At 62.5% G+C, this 17,359-nt stretch carries 13 protein-coding genes and 2 tRNA genes; 6 read left to right on the top strand and 9 right to left on the bottom strand.

Annotated features, from left to right (window positions below):
* The first annotated feature begins 90 nt into the window (after positions 1-90).
* On the top strand, positions 91-2,778 hold the full coding sequence (secA, locus tag FHW92_RS14130; RefSeq protein WP_168603894.1) for a preprotein translocase subunit SecA: 2,688 nt from the start codon (positions 91-93) through the stop codon (positions 2,776-2,778).
* A gap of 273 nt (positions 2,779-3,051) precedes the next feature.
* A complete protein-coding gene (locus tag FHW92_RS14125) occupies positions 3,052-3,696 on the top strand; it encodes a PilZ domain-containing protein (RefSeq protein ID WP_168603893.1) in 645 nt (214 codons plus the stop codon).
* Positions 3,697-3,706: 10 nt separating this feature from the next.
* Here FHW92_RS14125 and FHW92_RS14120 read toward each other — a convergent pair whose 3' ends face one another.
* The 5 genes from FHW92_RS14120 to FHW92_RS14100 form a co-directional block, all read right to left on the bottom strand.
* Positions 3,707-4,099 (bottom strand): hypothetical protein, encoded by a 393-nt coding sequence (locus FHW92_RS14120; protein ID WP_168603892.1) that lies wholly within the window; start codon positions 4,097-4,099, stop codon positions 3,707-3,709.
* Positions 4,100-4,210: 111 nt separating this feature from the next.
* Positions 4,211-4,711: a hypothetical protein gene (locus FHW92_RS14115; RefSeq protein ID WP_168603891.1), complete on the bottom strand. Its 501-nt coding sequence runs from the start codon at positions 4,709-4,711 to the stop codon at positions 4,211-4,213.
* 150 nt (positions 4,712-4,861) lie between these two features.
* A tRNA-Asn gene (locus FHW92_RS14110) sits at positions 4,862-4,936 on the bottom strand.
* A gap of 66 nt (positions 4,937-5,002) precedes the next feature.
* A tRNA-Asn gene (locus FHW92_RS14105) sits at positions 5,003-5,077 on the bottom strand.
* 125 nt (positions 5,078-5,202) lie between these two features.
* A complete protein-coding gene (locus FHW92_RS14100; RefSeq protein ID WP_168603890.1) occupies positions 5,203-5,982 on the bottom strand; it encodes an NAD kinase in 780 nt (259 codons plus the stop codon).
* Between the two features lie 241 nt (positions 5,983-6,223).
* On the opposite strand from FHW92_RS14100, the gene FHW92_RS14095 reads away from it, so the two are divergent.
* Both FHW92_RS14095 and FHW92_RS14090 read left to right on the top strand, forming a co-directional pair.
* A complete protein-coding gene (locus FHW92_RS14095; protein ID WP_168604103.1) occupies positions 6,224-7,543 on the top strand; it encodes a GGDEF domain-containing phosphodiesterase in 1,320 nt (439 codons plus the stop codon).
* Between the two features lie 215 nt (positions 7,544-7,758).
* Positions 7,759-8,220, top strand: a complete 462-nt coding sequence (locus FHW92_RS14090) for a cache domain-containing protein (RefSeq protein WP_168603889.1) — start codon at positions 7,759-7,761, stop codon at positions 8,218-8,220.
* A 212-nt stretch (positions 8,221-8,432) separates the two neighbouring features.
* Here FHW92_RS14090 and mfd read toward each other — a convergent pair whose 3' ends face one another.
* The 3 genes from mfd to FHW92_RS14075 all read right to left on the bottom strand — a co-directional run bounded on the left by mfd (position 8,433) and on the right by FHW92_RS14075 (position 12,847).
* Complete coding sequence (gene mfd / locus FHW92_RS14085) at positions 8,433-11,924, bottom strand: transcription-repair coupling factor (RefSeq protein ID WP_168603888.1); 3,492 nt, start codon at positions 11,922-11,924, stop codon at positions 8,433-8,435.
* A 191-nt stretch (positions 11,925-12,115) separates the two neighbouring features.
* The gene (locus tag FHW92_RS14080) at positions 12,116-12,400 is read right to left on the bottom strand and encodes a succinate dehydrogenase assembly factor 2 (protein ID WP_168603887.1); all 285 of its coding nucleotides are present in this window, start codon (positions 12,398-12,400) and stop codon (positions 12,116-12,118) included.
* 60 nt (positions 12,401-12,460) lie between these two features.
* Positions 12,461-12,847 carry a host attachment protein gene (locus FHW92_RS14075; RefSeq protein ID WP_168603886.1) on the bottom strand — a complete coding sequence of 129 codons (387 nt, stop codon included), beginning with the start codon at positions 12,845-12,847 and terminating at the stop codon, positions 12,461-12,463.
* A gap of 161 nt (positions 12,848-13,008) precedes the next feature.
* On the opposite strand from FHW92_RS14075, the gene recG reads away from it, so the two are divergent.
* Complete coding sequence (recG, locus tag FHW92_RS14070) at positions 13,009-15,066, top strand: ATP-dependent DNA helicase RecG (RefSeq protein ID WP_168603885.1); 2,058 nt, start codon at positions 13,009-13,011, stop codon at positions 15,064-15,066.
* 240 nt (positions 15,067-15,306) lie between these two features.
* Here recG and FHW92_RS14065 read toward each other — a convergent pair whose 3' ends face one another.
* Positions 15,307-16,266, bottom strand: coding sequence for a 2-hydroxyacid dehydrogenase (locus tag FHW92_RS14065; protein WP_168603884.1), 960 nt, complete (start codon positions 16,264-16,266; stop codon positions 15,307-15,309).
* A 252-nt stretch (positions 16,267-16,518) separates the two neighbouring features.
* Between FHW92_RS14065 and FHW92_RS14060 the strand changes: the two genes are divergently transcribed.
* Positions 16,519-17,325, top strand: a complete 807-nt coding sequence (locus tag FHW92_RS14060) for a TorF family putative porin (protein WP_168604102.1) — start codon at positions 16,519-16,521, stop codon at positions 17,323-17,325.
* The last annotated feature ends 34 nt before the right edge of the window (positions 17,326-17,359 follow it).

Here is a 17,359-nt window from a genome sequence, read left to right as displayed (position 1 = left end):
CCTCTGCGCTTTTCCTCATGTCCTTTTCCATGGGCGCGCGCCGCATGTGCCGGTGCCCCCATGCCCTTATCTGTCTTCAGGAATTTTCCCATGTTTTCCAAGCTTGCCAAGTCGATCTTCGGCTCGTCGAACGATCGTTACGTCAAATCGCTCGACAAGATGGTGCGCCAGATCGGTGCTTATGAGACCCAACTGGCCGAAATGAGCGATGAGGAATTGCGCGGCATGACCGCCAAGTTCCGCGAGGAAATCGCGAACGGGCGCACGCTGGACGACATCCTGCCCGAAGCCTTTGCGGTGGTGCGCGAAGCCTCGAAGCGCTGCATGGGCATGCGCCATTTCGATGTGCAGATGATCGGCGGCATCGTGCTGCACCGGGGCGAAATTGCCGAAATGCGCACGGGTGAGGGCAAGACGCTGGTGGCCACGCTGGCGGTTTATCTGAACGCGCTGGAAGGCAAGGGCGTGCATGTCGTTACGGTCAATGACTATCTGGCCCGGCGCGACGCTGAGACCATGGGCGTGCTGTATAATTTCCTCGGCCTGACGGTGGGCGTGATCGTGCCCAACCTCAACGAATATGAGCGGCGCGAGGCCTATAATTGCGACATCACCTATGCCACCAACAATGAGCTGGGTTTTGACTATCTGCGCGACAATATGAAGCATGATCGCGATCAGATGGTCCACCGCCCGTTCAATTACGCGATCGTTGACGAAGTCGACTCGATCCTGATCGACGAGGCGCGCACGCCCTTGATCATTTCCGGCCCTACTGACGACAAGAGCGACCTCTACGTCTCGGTCGATGCGGTGGTGCGCCAGTTGATTGCTGACGACACGACCTATGAGGCCGATGAAAAGTCCAAGAATGTCACGCTGACCGAGGATGGCGTGGAAAAGGCCGAGCGCCTGCTCGAAGGGGCTGGGCTGCTCGAAGGCAGCAACCTCTATGCCATTGAAAACACGCAGGTCGTTCATCACCTCGATCAGGCGCTCAAGGCCAATGTCATGTTCAAGCGCGACATTGATTACATCGTCAAGGACGGCAAGGTCATCATCATCGACGAGTTTACCGGGCGCATGATGGATGGCCGCCGCTGGTCCAACGGGTTGCATCAGGCGGTCGAGGCCAAGGAAGGCGTCAAGATCGAGCCGGAAAACCAGACGATGGCCTCGATCACCTTCCAGAACTATTTCCGCATGTATCCCAAGCTTTGCGGCATGACCGGCACGGCGGCGACCGAAGCGGCCGAATTCTTCGACATCTACAAGATGAACGTGGTGACCATCCCCACCAACGTCCCGGTGCAGCGCATCGACGAAGAGGACGAGTTCTACAAGAACACGCTCGACAAGTTTGCCGCGATTGCCAAGCTGATCCGCGAAAAGAACGAGATCGGGCAGCCGGTGCTGGTGGGTACGGTGTCGATTGAAAAGTCGGAACTGCTCAGCGAATTCCTGACCAAGGAAGGGGTGAAGCACAATGTGCTCAACGCCCGTTTCCACGAGATGGAAGCCCATATCGTGGCGCAGGCGGGTCGCCTTGGCGCCGTCACCATCGCCACCAACATGGCCGGGCGCGGCACCGACATCAAGCTGGGCGGCAATCTGGAATTCCGCATCGAGGACGAATTGCGCGACATGCCCGAGGGGCCGGAGCGCGACGCCATCATCGCCGGTTTCAAGGCCGAGATCGACGCCGAGAAGGAAAAGGTGCTGGCCGCGGGCGGGCTATGCGTGATCGGCACCGAACGCCATGAAAGCCGCCGCATCGACAATCAGTTGCGCGGGCGGTCGGGCCGTCAGGGCGACCCCGGCCTGTCGAAATTCTACCTCTGCCTTGAGGACGATCTGCTGCGCATCTTTGGCCCGGACACGATGTTCTCGAAACTGATGAACAGCAATCTGGCCGATGGCGAGGCGATCGGTTCACGCTGGCTGTCCAAGGCCATCGAAACGGCGCAGAAGAAGGTGGAAGCGCGCAATTATGACGTGCGCAAGCAGGTCGTCGAATATGATGACGTGATGAACGACCAGCGCAAGGTCATCTATGAACAGCGCGCCGACATCATGGATGCGCAGGCCATGGATGAAGTGGTCCATGACATGCGCCATGACACGGTCAACGCGCTGGTCGGCACGGCCTGCCCTCCGGGGTCTTACCCGGAAGTGTGGGATATCGAGGGCCTGACCAATGCCGCGCGCTTTACGCTGGGCATCGAGGCGCCGATTGCCGACTGGGTGGCCGCGCAGGACGGGATCGAGCCGGAGACCATCGAGGAACGTCTGGCCGAAATGGCCGACGCGCATATGGCCGACAAGATCGCCCGCAACGATCCGGAAATCTGGCGTCAGGTGGAAAAGAGCGTGCTGCTCGAACGGCTTGACCATCACTGGAAGGAGCATCTGGCCACGCTCGACGCGCTGCGTCAGGTGGTGTTCCTGCGCGCCTATGCGCAAAAGACGCCGATCAATGAATATAAGCAGGAGGCTTTCGGTCTGTTCGAGCGGATGATCGAACAGATTCGCGAGGATGTGACGCGCATCCTTTCCACCGCTGAGTTGCAATTCTCGCAACCCGAACCGGCCGCGCTGCCCGAACTGCCTGATTTCCTGACCACGCATATCGATCCGTTCACCGGCCAGAATGATGCGGTTCCGGCCGCTCTGCCCGATTTCGATCCGTCGCAGATCGATCCGGCCTATTCGCGCAATGCGCCTTGCCCCTGCGGGTCGGGCCAGAAATACAAGCATTGTCATGGGGCTGTGGTCTGAAACAGCGGGGCGGGCGTGAAGCGCCCGCCCGGTTTGATGGCCGCCGTGCAAAGGAGTGTATGCTTTGCGAATTAACCAATTCGCAGGTATTGGCTCAGGCTAAACCGCCAATTTTCGTACTTATTGGCGATTACTGACGGCATGTTCATAACCGCTTTACCATTTCCTGCAATGTATAGGATGCAATCAGGGGGAAGGGGTTTTGCCTCCTTTCCTGCGGGCAAACTATCGCAGGTGGATCAATCGGTGAGTCAAGACGTCTTCCGTCCCGAAATGACAGCGCATTCCGCGCCTGAGATCGGGCAGGCGTCTGGCGCGGAATTGCGCGGCGCGCCGCGTTTCACGCTGCTGGTGCGCTCGGCCAAGCTGATTATTGACGGGCGCGAATATCTTTGCGTACTGCGCGATGCTTCGGCCACCGGTTGCAAGGTGCGCCTGTTTCACCCGTTGCCTTCCTACAGTTCGCTGGCGCTGGAAACATCGAGCGGCGAACGCTTTGCCATGGAATTGATGTGGAACCGCGACGATCACGCCGGTTTCCGTTTCTTCGACATGATCAATGTCCAGCGCCTGCTGGACGACAAATGCGGCCTTTATGCCAAGCGGCAGATTCGGCTCAAGACCGATGCCGAAGCCATCGTCTTTGCCAATGGCCAGCAGATCCGCGCGATGATGCGCGACATTTCCCAGCAGGGCGCCTGCATCGAATGCCCCGAAAGGCTGATGCTGCGCCAACCGGTGCGGATCGAGACTGTCGGCTTTCCGCCGATCCACGCCAAGGTGGTCTGGCGCCAGCAGCCGCGCCATGGGCTGGTGTTTGACCGGGGCTTTCTGATGGAAGAGCTGGCGCAGAATATCGCCAAGATGCATGAGGCGCATGGATCGACGCCTCCGGGCCGTTTCCGCGCCGCCTGCTGAAGGTTTTTCCTTACAACCCCTTTTTGGGCCTTTTGGCGCCCTTGTGGTGGCGATGGTCGCGCAGGATCAGCGTCGTGCCTTCCTCGCCGATCGCATAGTCCTTGCAGGCCTGCTCAATCAGCGCATCGACATCCTCCTCGCTGGCCTCCGGGTGGATGGGAATGCGCGCGATGGTCATGCCCTCGGCCGGATCATCGACCGAGAGAAAGAAACTGGCCGCATCCCCCAGCGCATCGATGTTGAACCCGCCATTGATATGCCATGTCGTGCCATCCACGCTGAAGATCGGGCGGCGGCAATGGTTGCAATGGGCATAGAAAGCCCCGTCAATGCGATCCCTGGCCTTGTGATCGGGCGAATGTCGGCGGGTAAACCAGCATTGGGTGAGCGCGAAGGTGGACATGGCGAGACCCTGAGCAAGGGGGAGACGCTGCCAGTTTAGGCTCAATCGCTGATATTGTGGTTATTTTGGATTAAGCAATCCGCCCGGGGCAAACCCCTGCGTCATTGACACTTACGGCCCTTCCTGGCGCTGCTCGGCCCTTTCGACATCGCTGGTAATGCCCGTCAGGCGGCGTTTGACGCGCACATGGTCGCCCGCCATGGTCTGGGGCAATCCGGTGCGGATTTGCTGGCTTTCGCTGCCGGATGAGCCCGCCTGCACATGCATGTCGAAGGATTGCTCGCTCGAATGCAAACGGGTGCATTCGCGCTGGGGCGAATCCTCCTGCGGGCAGGCAAAGGCTTCGGTCCACATGTTAACCGCGACGATGGCCGAATCGGTGCCGTTATAGACTGTCACCGGCAGGTCCAGCACCAGTTCGCCGCCGCTGATCGTCCCCTTGGTACCTTCGGTTTCCACTTGTACGCTGCCGTCGACGAAATGTTTGCTGTTCTCCATCATCCTCCACGCCGCCGTGCCTCCGGCCAGCACGAAAAGCGCCAGCAGCAGATGGACCGGCCGCCATTGCAGCAGATTGCGCGGATCATGCGAATTGAGCGATTGCGTCGGCATCGGGTTTCCTGACGGGGTCTGGAAACATCCTATGCTTCGCGCCTTGTTAAACAGGCGCTGCAAAATGGGGTGAATGCAAATTAAGCGTGTTTTTGCGCGGCGACGCAGCATGACTTCGCGATGGCGTTGCGCTGATCTTTTGGAAAAGGGTGGCTCCCTGAGTAGGATTCGAACCTACGGCCGCTCGATTAACAGTCGAGAGCTCTACCGCTGAGCTATCAGGGAACAGGCCGGCGATGCCGGGCGGTGATATGTTTCCATCGCATCGGGCCTTGGCCCAAGGTGATGAAATGGCTCCCTGAGTAGGATTCGAACCTACGGCCGCTCGATTAACAGTCGAGAGCTCTACCGCTGAGCTATCAGGGAACAGTCCGGCGAACCGGGCAGGTGCGCGCCAATACCATCTTGTCCGGCTTTGACAAGCCCGCATTGGCGCGGAATGGAAATTTTTTGCCTATCATGTGGAAAAGTCGGTGGATTTATTCGAGCGATTACACCTGAAACTGTTCGGCAAAGATTCGCTCATCCAGACTCGAATGGCGGTCGAACAACAGCGTGAGCGTATGTTCACGGTGCGCAGCCACGCGGACATGGGCGATATCGCGCACTTCCTTCTGGTCGGCCACCGCCGCCACCGGGCGCTTGTCTGGCTCCAGCACGCGGAATTCGACCGTGGCATTGTCCTTGATGATCGCCCCCTTCCACCGGCGCGGGCGGAACGGGCTGATCGGGGTCAGCGCCAGAATGCCGCTGCCCATCGGCAGGATCGGGCCATTGGCCGACAGGTTATAGGCCGTCGACCCGGCAGGCGTGGCCACCAGAATGCCGTCACAGGCCAGTTCGGCCAGCCGCACCTTGCCATTGACCGAAATCTCGATCTTGGCCGTCTGGCGCGTTTCGCGCAGCAGCGAGACCTCATTGATTGCATAGAAATGCTGTGTCTCGCCCGCCCATGTGGTGCAGGTCATCTCCAGCGGCGCCACGGCCAGCTTGCTGGCCTTGGCCACGCGGGTGGCGATGGGCTTGGTCGATTTGGGCTTGTTCATCATAAAGCCCACCGTGCCGTGATTGAGCCCATAGGCCGGGATTACGCGCCCCGCATCCAGCATCCGGTGCAGCACCGTCAACATGAACCCGTCGCCGCCCAGAACCACCACCACATCGGCTTCTTCCAACGGCACCCAAGGGTGATCATTGGCCATCAATTCGGCCGCCGCCATCGCCTTGGGCGTGTCCGATACCACCAGCGCCAGGCGCAATTCTTCTGTCATTGCCGAAATTTCCGCTTTGCAAAATGGCTGTAAATTGGATCGCCGGGCTGATGGCTGGCCCTTCTGGGCCTCATAGGCGGGCTTTTGCCCAATTGCCAGCGCGGCCTTTGTGACAAGGTCCAATCAAGAGAAGGTTTTGGCAAGAGCTTATCGCCTATGTTAAAAGCTTGTTCGAACAAACAGCGTGAAAGCACCGATGCCCTTTCGTCACAATTTGCCCGCCGGGATTATACCTGCGGTGATGCAGGACCATGACGATGCGGGCCGTGATCCGCTGACCGGTCTTTTGACGCTGGATGCATCGCGCGACCGATTGGCCGAATGGGTGGAGCAGGGCAAATCGGCGGCCGAAACGGGCGGGGGCATTCCGCGCGTCCATGCGATGCTGATGGGCATCCGGCGGTTTGAAACGATCAATCTGGCCTATGGCGAGGCGACAGGCGATGCCGCGCTGATCGAGGTGGCCACGCGCATCGCCCGGCTGGCGACGGAGAGCCTGAACGGCCCATGGTTTGCCGCGCGCGGGCCTGGGGGCACGTTTCTGCTGATTGTGGACGAGGCATGCAGCCGCGAGCGCTGGCACGCCTTTGCCGATCAACTGGCCGACCGCATCGCCCAGCCGATCCAGCGCCGGGTGGGCACGCTGCGTCTCTCGCCGCGCATCGCCCTGCTGCGCGTGCTGGTGGGCGAAAGCGCGGAGAGCGCGATGGACCGGCTGGCCCAGACGCTGGCCGTGGCGCAGCGCGATGTGGCGCGCCGGGTGGTCTGGGTCGATGGCGAGACGAACCGGGCGGGGCGCACGGCGGCGCAATTGGAGGCCGACCTGCTCCACGCCATCGACAAGGGCGAGATCGAGGTCCACTATCAGCCGCAATTCGCGCTGGACGAGGAAGGCAACGAGCATCTCTCGGGCGCCGAGGCGCTGGCGCGATGGAACCATCCGAAACTGGGGCGGATCGGGGCGGCGGCACTGTTTGCGATTGCCGACCGGGCCGATCATCTGGCCCCCCTGTCGCGCCATATTGCCGAAACTGCGCTCAATGCCGCATCGGCATGGCCGGGGCATCTGCGGCTCTCGCTTAACGTAACGGCAGCCGATCTGGCGGCGGTCAGCTTCACCTTCGACCTTGGCAAGGCGCTGGGCAAGAGCGGCTTTCCCACCGACCGGCTGACGCTGGAGGTGACCGAACAGGTGCTGGTGGCGGATATGACGCTGGCCGAAAGGTCGCTCTCTGATCTGGCGCGGCTGGGGATAAGGATCGCGCTGGATGATTTCGGGGCGGGTTTCTGCAATTTCCATTATCTCAAAACCCTGCCGCTGCATTATCTCAAGCTCGACCGCTCGATGGTCGATGGCATTACCGATGATCCGCGCGATCTGGCCGTGCTGCGCGCAATTGTGGCCATGGCCAAGGCGCTCGACCTTGATGTCGTGGCCGAGGGCATTGAAACCGAGGCCCAACGCCTGACCGTGGCGCGTGAAGGCTGCGCCTGTTATCAGGGCTTTGTCCGCGCCCAGCCGATGCCCGAGGCGGCCTTTCTGGCGCTGGTGCGCGGCTGATCCTCATACCCTGAGCGCGCGCGGCCTTATCCCTTCGGCCAAAGACAAACTGCCCCATCGGCTTGATCTGGCTCCACGACCTACGCGCACGTCGGTGCCACATAGACTGTCATCAACGCCGCATGGAGGCTGGCGCTGAATCGCTGCCAAGCGGCGGGCGAGCGACCTGCGGTCAGAACGCAGGCCGGGCCCGCCGAGGATGGAGATCAGAAGTGATGACCGTGTTCTCTCGTTTGCTGCTCGCCCCCGCGCTGTTTGCGCTGGCCATTCCCGCCGCCATCGCCGCGCCCCATGCCAGCTCGACCGAGGCGCAGGGCCTGCTCGACCGCGCCGTGGTCGAATTGACCAAGGAAGGCCCCGCCAAGGCCTTTGCCGAATTCAGCGACCCCAAGGCAGGCTTTGCCCACAAAGACCTCTACGTCTTCGTCTTTAACACCAAGGGCGTTTATGAAGCCACCGGTGCCAACCCCAAACTGATCGGCACCAGCGCCATCGACATGACCGATGCCGAGGGCAAGCTGCTGGTGCAGGCCATCATCGCCTCGGTCAAGGATCAGCCCGAAGGCCGCGTCGATTACGTCTGGCTCAACCGCGCCGACAATCGCGTCGAACACAAGGTCTCGCTGGTGCGGCGCGTGGGGGATCATATTGTGGGGGTGGGGTATTATAAGGGGTAAGGTTTGAAGGGGGTGCCTCCGGCGGGTTAAGGGCGGGGGCCCTTAACAATCCCTTTTTGGGGTGGCGCTTCCTTGGCCAAGAAGCGCCTATCCGCGAAGCGGTTTAACAGCCTGCGGCGCGGCAATGTCGCGTAACGCCAAATCCTTGGCGCAACATGGACAGTATCGGGATTGTTAAGGGCCAAGGCCCTTAACCCGCCGGAGGCCAACCCTTACTTCTTCTTCCCCTTCCGAGCCACCGCACTCAATCCCTTGGTCAATTGGAACAGCCCGTTCAACCGCGCCTTGGGATCGCCCCATGCGCGCTGGACCACCAGTTTGGAATCGGGCCGCAGCTTCACCGCCCCGCCGACACGCTCGACATAGGCGAACAGCCCGGCCGGATCGGGGAAGTTATCATTGTGGAAGGCCACCAGCGTACCGCGCGGCCCCACGTCGATCTTGGCGATATGGGCCTCGATGGCCTGGCGCTTGATCTGGATAAGCTGGATGAGGTTTTCGGTGGCCGAGGGCAGGGGGCCAAACCGGTCGATCATTTCGGCCGAGAGCGCCTCGATCTCGCGCGTATCCTCGGCATCGTTCAACCGGCGATAGAGCGCCATGCGGACGGCCAGATCGGGGACGTAGTCCTCCGGGATCATGATCGGCGCATCGACGGTGATCTGGGGCGAGAGGCCCTTGGTGCTTTCACGCTCCAGCCCGTATTCGCCCGCCTTGGCGGCCAGAATCGCGTCCTCCAGCATCGATTGATAGAGTTCGAAGCCGACCTCGCGAATATGGCCCGACTGCTCATCGCCCAGCAGATTGCCCGCGCCGCGAATGTCGAGATCGTGGCTGGCCAACTGGAAGCCCGCGCCCAGCGAATCGAGATCGCCCAGCACTTTCAGCCGCTTCTCCGCCGTCTCGTTCAGCGCCCGGCCCGCAGGCGTGGTGAGGTATGCGTAGGCCCGCAGTTTCGAGCGCCCCACGCGCCCGCGCAACTGATAGAGCTGGGCCAGCCCGAAACGGTCCGCGCGGTGAATGATGATCGTGTTGGCCGAGGGGATGTCGATCCCGCTTTCCACAATCGTGGTCGAAACCAGCACGTCATAGCGCCGCTCGTAAAAGGCGCTCATCCGCTCTTCCACTTCGCTGGCGCTCATCTGGCCATGGGCGGCGATATATTTGACCTCGGGCACGGCGGCGTGCAGCCAGTCCTCGATCTCGGCCATATCGGAAATGCGCGGCACGACGATAAAGCTCTGCCCGCCGCGATGATGTTCGCGCAGCAAAGCCTCGCGCATCACCACCTCGTCCCATTCCATCACATAGGTGCGCACGGCCAGGCGATCGACCGGCGGCGTCTGGATGGTGGAAAGCTCACGCAGGCCCGACATCGCCATCTGCAACGTGCGCGGGATGGGCGTTGCGGTCAGCGTCAGCATATGCACGTCGGCGCGCAATTGCTTGAGCTTTTCCTTGTGGTTGACGCCAAAGCGCTGCTCTTCGTCAACGATAACAAGGCCCAGCCGCTTGAACTTCACATTCTTGGCCAGCAAGGCATGGGTGCCCACCACAATATCGACCGTGCCGTCCTCCAGCCCCGCGCGAGTTTGGCTCGCCTCCTTGTCGGGCACAAGGCGCGAGAGGCGGCCCACATTGAGCGGGAAACCGGCAAAGCGCTCGGTAAAGCCCTTGTGATGCTGGCGCGCGAGCAAAGTGGTGGGCGCGACCACGGCCACCTGCTGCCCCGCCATGGCGGCAACGAAAGCCGCACGCAGCGCCACCTCGGTCTTGCCAAAGCCCACATCGCCGCAGACGAGGCGGTCCATCGGGCGGCCGGACGCCAGATCCTCGATCACATCGCTGATCGCCGTTTCCTGATCTTCCGTTTCCTGCCAAGGGAAGCGGTCGCAGAAGGGATCATAGCTGGCCGGATCGGACAGCAGCGCAGGCGCGGTTTTCAGCGCGCGAAGGGCAGCGGTTTTCAACAATTCATGCGCGATCTCGCGGATGCGTTCGCGCAGTTTCGCGCGCCGCTTCTGCCATCCTTCGCCGCCCAGCCGATCCAGCGCAACGCCCTCGGATTCGGACCCAAAGCGCGAGAGCACATCGAGATTTTCCACCGGCACATAGAGCTTGTCGCCCCCGGCATAGGTGAGCATCACACAGTCATGCGCCGACCCGCCGACCGGGATCGACTGCAGGCCCTCATAGCGCCCGATGCCATGCTCCATATGCACGACCAGATCGCCCGGCGTCAGCGCGGCCAGTTCGGCCAAGAAGGCGTCGGCCGATTTCTTCTTCTTTTTGCGGCGCACCAGACGGTCGCCCAGCAGATCCTGCTCGGTAACCAGTTCGATGTCGGCATTGGCAAAGCCTGTGTCGAGCGGCAGCACGATGGCCGCCACGCGCCCGGTTCCGGCAATGCCCAGCGCCTCCTGCCAATTGTCGGCCATCGTCGGGCCGGGGGATTGCGCCTCGGCCAGGATCGAGGTGATGCGCGCCCGGCTGCCGGTGGAATAGGCGGCAAGGATCGCGCGGCGGCCTGAGCGCGCGGCGGTCAGCAGGTGCTTGGCGGCGGCCTCATAGGCATTGTCGCCCCGTGCGCGCTCGGGGGCGAAATCGCGGGCATTGCCAAAGGCGAAATCGACCGTGGCCGCGCCATCGGGCTGGGGGAAGGGTTCGGCGCGGTGGGCGGGCCATGCGGCCAGACGCTGCGTCAGTTCATCCTGAGTCAGGTAAAGCGAAGCCGGTTCAAGCGGGCGATAGGCGCCCGGCGCCTTGCCGGATGTGTCCTTGCGGGCCGCGTAATAGTCGGCAATGTCGGTCAGGCGCTCTTCGGCGGAATGGGCCGCCGAGGCATCGACCACCAGCAGATCATCGGCCGCCAGATGGTCGAAAATCGTGACCAGCCGGTCCTCCAGCAGCGGCAGCCAATGTTCCATCCCCGCCAGACGCCGCCCATCGGTGATCGCCTGATAGAGCGGATCGGAGGTGGCCGTCGCCCCGAACATCTCGCGATAGCGGGTGCGGAAGCGCTTGACGGTGGCATCCTCCAGCATCGCCTCGCTGGCGGGCAGCAGCAGGTGCTGCTCCACCGTGCCCACGGTGCGCTGGGTGTTGGGATCGAACAGGCGTAGGGTCTCGATCTCGTCGCCAAAGAAATCGAGGCGCAGGCCGTGTTCCAGCCCCGAGGGGAAAATGTCGAAGATCGAGCCGCGCACCGCATATTCGCCAGCATCCGCCACCGTATCGGTCCGCGCATAGCCCGCGCGCGACAGCAGCGAGGTCAGCGTTTCGCGCCCCACCTCGGCCCCGGATTTGAGCAGGCGCACCGATTCGCGGATGCGGAAGGGCGTGAGCACCCTTTGCAGCACGGCGGCAATCGTCGTGACCAGTAGTTGCGGAGTCTTGGCGGGCTGTTGCAACCGATGCAGCGCGGCAAGGCGGCGCGAGGAGACCGACAGCGCCGGGCTGGAGCGGTCATAGGGCAGGCAGTCCCACGCGGGAAATTCGATGACCTCCAGCTCGGGCGCAAACACCGGGGCGACATCGGCAATCGAGCGCATCGCGGCCTCGTCGGCGGCCACGAACACCGCGCGGCCCCCCTTGTGCGAGGCTGCCCGCGCCAGATCGGCCAGCACCAGAGGCTGGCTGCCGCGCGACAGGCCCGCCAGCGTCAGGGGCGATTTGGCGCCAAGAATGCGGGAGATATCAGCCATGTTCAATCCGTGTCCAAACAGCCCCATGGGCAACAGCAATCGCCCGCCGCACCGATTCGGTGGGCGGGGGCGTGGGTTGCTTGGCGCTTTAGGGGAGATTGAAGGGGGAGGAAAGGGAAGCGATGGGGATGCCCCAAAGAGAAGGGATAGGTGCGAGGGTCATAACCCTCGCACCTATCCTTTAAACCCGTTCAACGCGGAATATCGACGTAATCCAGCTTTTTCAAAGCCGCCATCATCGGCCCTTCATATTCGAGCGGGGTATTCAGCGTGCCCAGCGCCCAGCCCATGATGTCCACATCTTCCTCGTCGATCAGTTTTTCGAACCAGACGAGCTGTTCCTCGCCCCACTGGGCATGGAACCTGTCGAAGAAGCCGCCGATCATGTAATCGGCCTCACGCGTGCCGCGATGCCATGCGCGATAGTGCAGGCGTTTCAGACGGTCCTGATGGGCTTGGTCAAGGGAGTCGGTCATAGGGCCTCGGTTAGGCCAGCGCGGGCCGCAGATCAATGATTGATGCGGCCCGCAAACCTGTCAGCGCCCGCGCAGCTGCGCGAGAATTTCAGGGCCTCTGGCCTCGCCCAGATCCTTGGCCAGTTCGCCCAGCAACGCCTGCTCGATGCCCTTGGTATAGGCCTTGCGCAATTCGCCAAGGCTGCGCGGGCCGGCGATGACCACAAGATGGGCGATCCGGTGTCCCTGCACCTCCTGCGCCAGCCATTCGACGGCGGCGGCAGCATGGGCGTCATGGGCCATGGTGACGGTAGAACCATGATGGCTGGCGCCCGAATGGTTATGCGTGTCCAGACGCGGCGCAGGGGCCTCGGCCAGCTCCGGATTGGCCTCGTCGCCAATGTTGCGGAACAGGCGGAAATTGTGCGCGTCGATCACGGCGATCACGGTGCCATGGGGCAGAAGCATCTTTGTCTCCATATCCTCCCGGTGTTGTCGGCCGGGAAGGGAACAGGACGCCGATTTCGCGCCGCCGTCCATGCGCAAGGTCAAATTGCGCCCAAGGTCAAATTGGTCAGGGCAAAGATTCGGGAGTGGCACCTTTTGTTCCATGCGCTAATAGCCTGTCTATGCGTCCCGATTTGCTCAATCCGCTGTTTGCCGAGGCCAGTGGCCTCAAAGGTGTGGGGCCGGGTCTGGCCCGCCCGCTTGAAAAGCTGGGGCTGAAACGGATCCGGGATTTCATCTATCACCTGCCCGACCGTTTCGTGCACCGCCGCGCGATTGCCGATCTGGACGAGGGCAGCATTGGCGAGCAGGTGGTGATCGCGCTGACCCCGGTGGAATATCGTGGCGGGCCATCGCCCAAGGCGCCGTTTCGCGTGCTGGCCGAGGATGCGAAGGGCAACCTTTGCACGCTGGCCTATTTCGGGCGCAATGCGGGCTGGGCCAAAAAGCAGTTGCCGCTGGGCGAGAAGCGCTGGGTCGCCGGGCGGCTGGATCAGTTCGGCCAGAATTTGCAGATCGTCCACCCCGACCATGTGAACCCCGAAGGCGCGGCCATGCTGGGGCAACTGGCCGAGGCGATCTATCCCTTGTCCGAGGGCCTGACACAGGGCCGGATGGCCGCGCTGGTGCAGCAGGCGCTCAAACATGCGCCGGACCTGCCCGAATGGTGCGAGCCGGGCGTGGTGGACCGGATGGGCTGGCCGGTCTGGCGCGAGGCTTTGACGCAGGCGCATCGCGACGAGCACAAAGAAGCGCGCGACCGGCTGGCCTATGACGAATTGCTGGCCAATTCTTTGGCGCTGATGCTGGTGCGGGCCAGCAATCGCCGGGCGCAGGGCCAGCCTCTGCGCGGGGATGGGCGGCTGCGCGGGGCCTTGAAACTGCCCTTTGCCCTGACAGGCGCACAGCGCCGCGCGATTGCTGAGATCGAGGGCGATCTGGCGCAGGCGGCGCCGATGCTGCGTTTGCTGCAAGGCGATGTTGGTTCGGGCAAGACGGTGGTGGCGCTTGAAAGCCTGCTGATCGCGGTGGAGGCGGGGGCGCAGGGGGCGCTGCTGGCCCCGACCGAAATCCTTGCGCGCCAGCATTTTGAAACCCTGCGCCGGATGGCCGCGCCTACGGGTATCAACATCGCGCTCTATACCGGGCGCGACAAGGGCCGCGCGCGCGAATCGATCCTGATGGGCCTGATGGATGGCAGCATCGACATCGTGATCGGCACCCATGCGATCTTTCAGGACGCGGTGGTCTATCGCAATCTGGGCCTTGTGGTGATCGACGAGCAGCACCGCTTTGGCGTGGGCCAGCGGCTGATGCTGACGCAAAAGGGCAAGGGTACGCATTGCCTGGCCATGACCGCCACGCCCATCCCGCGCACGCTGACGCTGGCGCAATATGGCGAGATGGATGTGAGCCGTCTGGACGAGTTGCCGCCGGGGCGTCAGGCGATCGACACGCGCGTGGTGGCGCAGGAAAGGCTGGGCGATGTGGTGGAAGCCTTGGCCCGCCATTTTGCCACCGGGCAGCAGGCCTATTGGGTATGCCCCATGGTGCGCGAGAGCGAAGTGGCCGATCTTGCCGCCGCCGAGGAGCGCCACGAGATGCTCTCCCTTCGTTTTGGCGAGGATGCCGTGCTGGTCCATGGCCAGATGAAGCCCGAGCAGAAAGACGCCGCGATGGAGCGTTTCGCCAGCGGGCAGGCCAAGCTGCTGGTGGCGACCACCGTGATTGAGGTGGGCGTGGACGTGCCCAACGCCACGCTGATGGTGATCGAACAGGCCGAGCGTTTCGGTCTGGCGCAATTGCACCAGCTGCGCGGGCGCGTGGGGCGGGGCAGCGAGAAATCGACCTGCCTGCTCCTGCGCGGGGAGACGTTGAGCGAGGTTTCGCGCGAGCGGCTGGCGCTGATGCGCGAGACGCAGGATGGCTTCCGGCTGGCCGAGGAGGATCTGCGTCTGCGCGGCGGCGGCGAATTGCTGGGGACGCGGCAGTCGGGGGATACGCCGTTTCGCGTGGCGTCCTTGGATCAGATTACGCGTCTGTTGCCGATGGCGCATGACGATGCGCGGTTGCTGATTGAGCGCGATGGGGGGCTGACCGGAGAGCGCGGGGCGGCGGCGCGGGTGTTGTTGTATTTGTTCGAGCGGGATTGGGGGGTGCAGTTGTTAAGAGGGGGGTAGTTTTGCCTCCGGCGGGTTAAGGGCGGGGGCCCTTAACAATCCCGTTATGGGGTGGTGTATTGTTGGCCGTGTTGCGGGTTGGTTGATAAAGCCTGCGGCGCGGCGGAGTTACGCTGCTTGGCGCCGCAGGCTTTCAAATACGAACGCTGCATATTCCGCTCTCCGGTGACCCTATACACTACCCCAGTAATGGGATTGCAAAGGGACAGAGTCCCTTTGCCCGCCGGAGGCAAAAACCTCTTATAAAATCTCCAAAACCTCCGCCACCGGCGTTAACGCGCCGTGTCCCTCAAACCAACTGACCAGATTATCCACCACCAATTGCCCCATGGCGGCCCGCGTGCTGACCGATGCCGATCCGATATGGGGCAGCAGCACCAGTCCGGGAATGTCGAGCAATTCGGTAGGCACGCGCGGTTCATCCTCGAACACGTCAAGCCCGGCGGTCAGGATTTTCCCTTCGCGCAGGGCGGCGATCAGCGCCTGCGTATCGACCACGCTGCCCCGCGCCACGTTGATCAGCACTCCGTCTGGACCCAGCGCCTCGAGCACGGCCGCATTCACCGTATGGCGCGTAGCCGCCCCGCCGGGGATCAGTACGATCAGCACGTCGACCGCCTCGGCCAGCGCGAGCGGCGTGGGATAATAGGCATAGGGCACGTCCTGCGGGCGGCGTCCGCAATAGGCGATATCGACCGCGAATCCCTCGAGTCGCCGCGCCACTGCCTTGCCGATGTCGCCAAGGCCCAGGATGCCCACGCGCCGCCCGCGCAGGGATGTCGAGAGCGGGAAGGAGCGTTCGCGCCATTTGCCCGCGCGCAGATGGCGTTCGGCGGCGGGGATCTGGCGAATCGTGGCCAGCAGCAGGCCCAGCGCCAGATCGGCGGTTTCCTCGGTCAGCACGCCGGGCGTGTTGGTGACGATAACCCGGCGGGCCAGCGCCGCATCGACATCGATATTGTCATAGCCCACACCAAAGCTGGCGATGATTTCCGCGGCCGGCAGATGCGCCAGCAGATCCTCGCCCACCCGGCCATAGAGGGTCGATGTTGCCACGCCGCGAATGCGCGGTCCGATTTCGCGCAGAAAGGCCGGTTTGTCCGAAACCTCCCAGAGATGGTGCGTTTGGAAGCGTTCGCCCAACTGGGCAATGACGGTTGGCAGCATCGGAGCGGTAATCAGAATTTCAGGCGGAATCATGGGGTTTCCAATGTAAATGGTGCTATTTTTGCCACGCCTGTTTCGCGAATGCAGCATGAAATTTCGTTTTATCGTTGAAAATGGAATATTGATACGCTAATCACCGCCCATCGGACACGAAACCCAAAGACGATTTAAACGTCAGGATGGCTTCGGTTGCGATTGCAGGCGGGACGACATCTCTTGTTCAGGGTGGAGTCCACAAAAATGAAGGCACACAAGAATTTCCGCGCTTTGGCTGGTCTTGCCGGTATGGCTCTGGCGCTCAGCGCTCAGGCTGCCAAGGCTGAAGACGCCGCTGCGCCCGCCGCTCCCAAGGAATTCACCGTCACGGGCAGCGTTTCTGTTCTCAGCGACTATCGTCTGCGCGGCGTGTCGCAGACCGACCGCGGCAAAACGCTGCAGGCCGGTGTGACCGTTACCCACAAGAGCGGTTTTTACGGCAGCATCTTCAGCTCGAACCTGGCCGGTTGGGGCACGTTCGGCGGTCCGAACCTAGAATTCGACCTCATCGGCGGCTATGCCAAGGCCGTTGGCCCGGTCACGATCGATGCCGGTCTGACCTGGTACATGTATCCCGATGGCGCGGCCAAGACCGACTTTGCCGAACCCTATGTCAAGGTTTCGGGCGCGGTTGGCCCGGTCAGCTATCTGGCGGGCGTGGCCTATGCCCCCAAGCAGAAGGCGCTGGGCAACTATTCGAACACGCCCTACAGCCATGGTCAGGCTTACGACAACCTCTACCTGTGGGGCGACACGTCCTATGTGGTGCCCTCGACCAAGCTGAAGCTGAAGGGCCACCTTGGTTACTCGAAGGGTAACCCCGGCCTTGGCCCGAACGGCACCTCGGTGGCGCCCACGGGCTCGTATTTCGATTGGCAGTTGGGCGGCGAATATCCGATTGGCCCGTTCACCTTCGGCGTGTCCTGGGTCGATACCGACATCAGCAAGGCCAAGGCTGCCTATCTCCAGCCTAATTTCTCGGTCCAGAATGGCCGCCTTGCCGGTCAGAGCATTGCTGGCAGCACGGCGCTGTTCTCGGCAACCGTATCGTTCTGATGCCCTGAACTGCGGGCGCTATCGTGAGGGATGG

The sequence above is a fragment of the Novosphingobium sp. SG707 genome (assembly GCF_012275515.1).
In the GTDB taxonomy this organism is placed as follows: Bacteria; Pseudomonadota; Alphaproteobacteria; order Sphingomonadales; family Sphingomonadaceae; genus Novosphingobium.
This window is presented reverse-complemented; position numbering and strand designations above follow the sequence as displayed.

Coding starts and splice junctions, on each gene's coding strand:
- secA (WP_168603894.1), top strand. CDS start 91: ATGTTTTCCAAGCTTGCCAAGTCGATCTTCGGCTCGTCGAACGATCGT.
- FHW92_RS14125 (WP_168603893.1), top strand. CDS start 3,052: ATGACAGCGCATTCCGCGCCTGAGATCGGGCAGGCGTCTGGCGCGGAA.
- FHW92_RS14120 (WP_168603892.1), bottom strand. CDS start 4,099: ATGTCCACCTTCGCGCTCACCCAATGCTGGTTTACCCGCCGACATTCG.
- FHW92_RS14115 (WP_168603891.1), bottom strand. CDS start 4,711: ATGCCGACGCAATCGCTCAATTCGCATGATCCGCGCAATCTGCTGCAA.
- FHW92_RS14100 (WP_168603890.1), bottom strand. CDS start 5,982: ATGACAGAAGAATTGCGCCTGGCGCTGGTGGTATCGGACACGCCCAAG.
- FHW92_RS14095 (WP_168604103.1), top strand. CDS start 6,224: ATGCAGGACCATGACGATGCGGGCCGTGATCCGCTGACCGGTCTTTTG.
- FHW92_RS14090 (WP_168603889.1), top strand. CDS start 7,759: ATGACCGTGTTCTCTCGTTTGCTGCTCGCCCCCGCGCTGTTTGCGCTG.
- mfd (WP_168603888.1), bottom strand. CDS start 11,924: ATGGCTGATATCTCCCGCATTCTTGGCGCCAAATCGCCCCTGACGCTG.
- FHW92_RS14080 (WP_168603887.1), bottom strand. CDS start 12,400: ATGACCGACTCCCTTGACCAAGCCCATCAGGACCGTCTGAAACGCCTG.
- FHW92_RS14075 (WP_168603886.1), bottom strand. CDS start 12,847: ATGCTTCTGCCCCATGGCACCGTGATCGCCGTGATCGACGCGCACAAT.
- recG (WP_168603885.1), top strand. CDS start 13,009: ATGCGTCCCGATTTGCTCAATCCGCTGTTTGCCGAGGCCAGTGGCCTC.
- FHW92_RS14065 (WP_168603884.1), bottom strand. CDS start 16,266: ATGATTCCGCCTGAAATTCTGATTACCGCTCCGATGCTGCCAACCGTC.
- FHW92_RS14060 (WP_168604102.1), top strand. CDS start 16,519: ATGGCTCTGGCGCTCAGCGCTCAGGCTGCCAAGGCTGAAGACGCCGCT.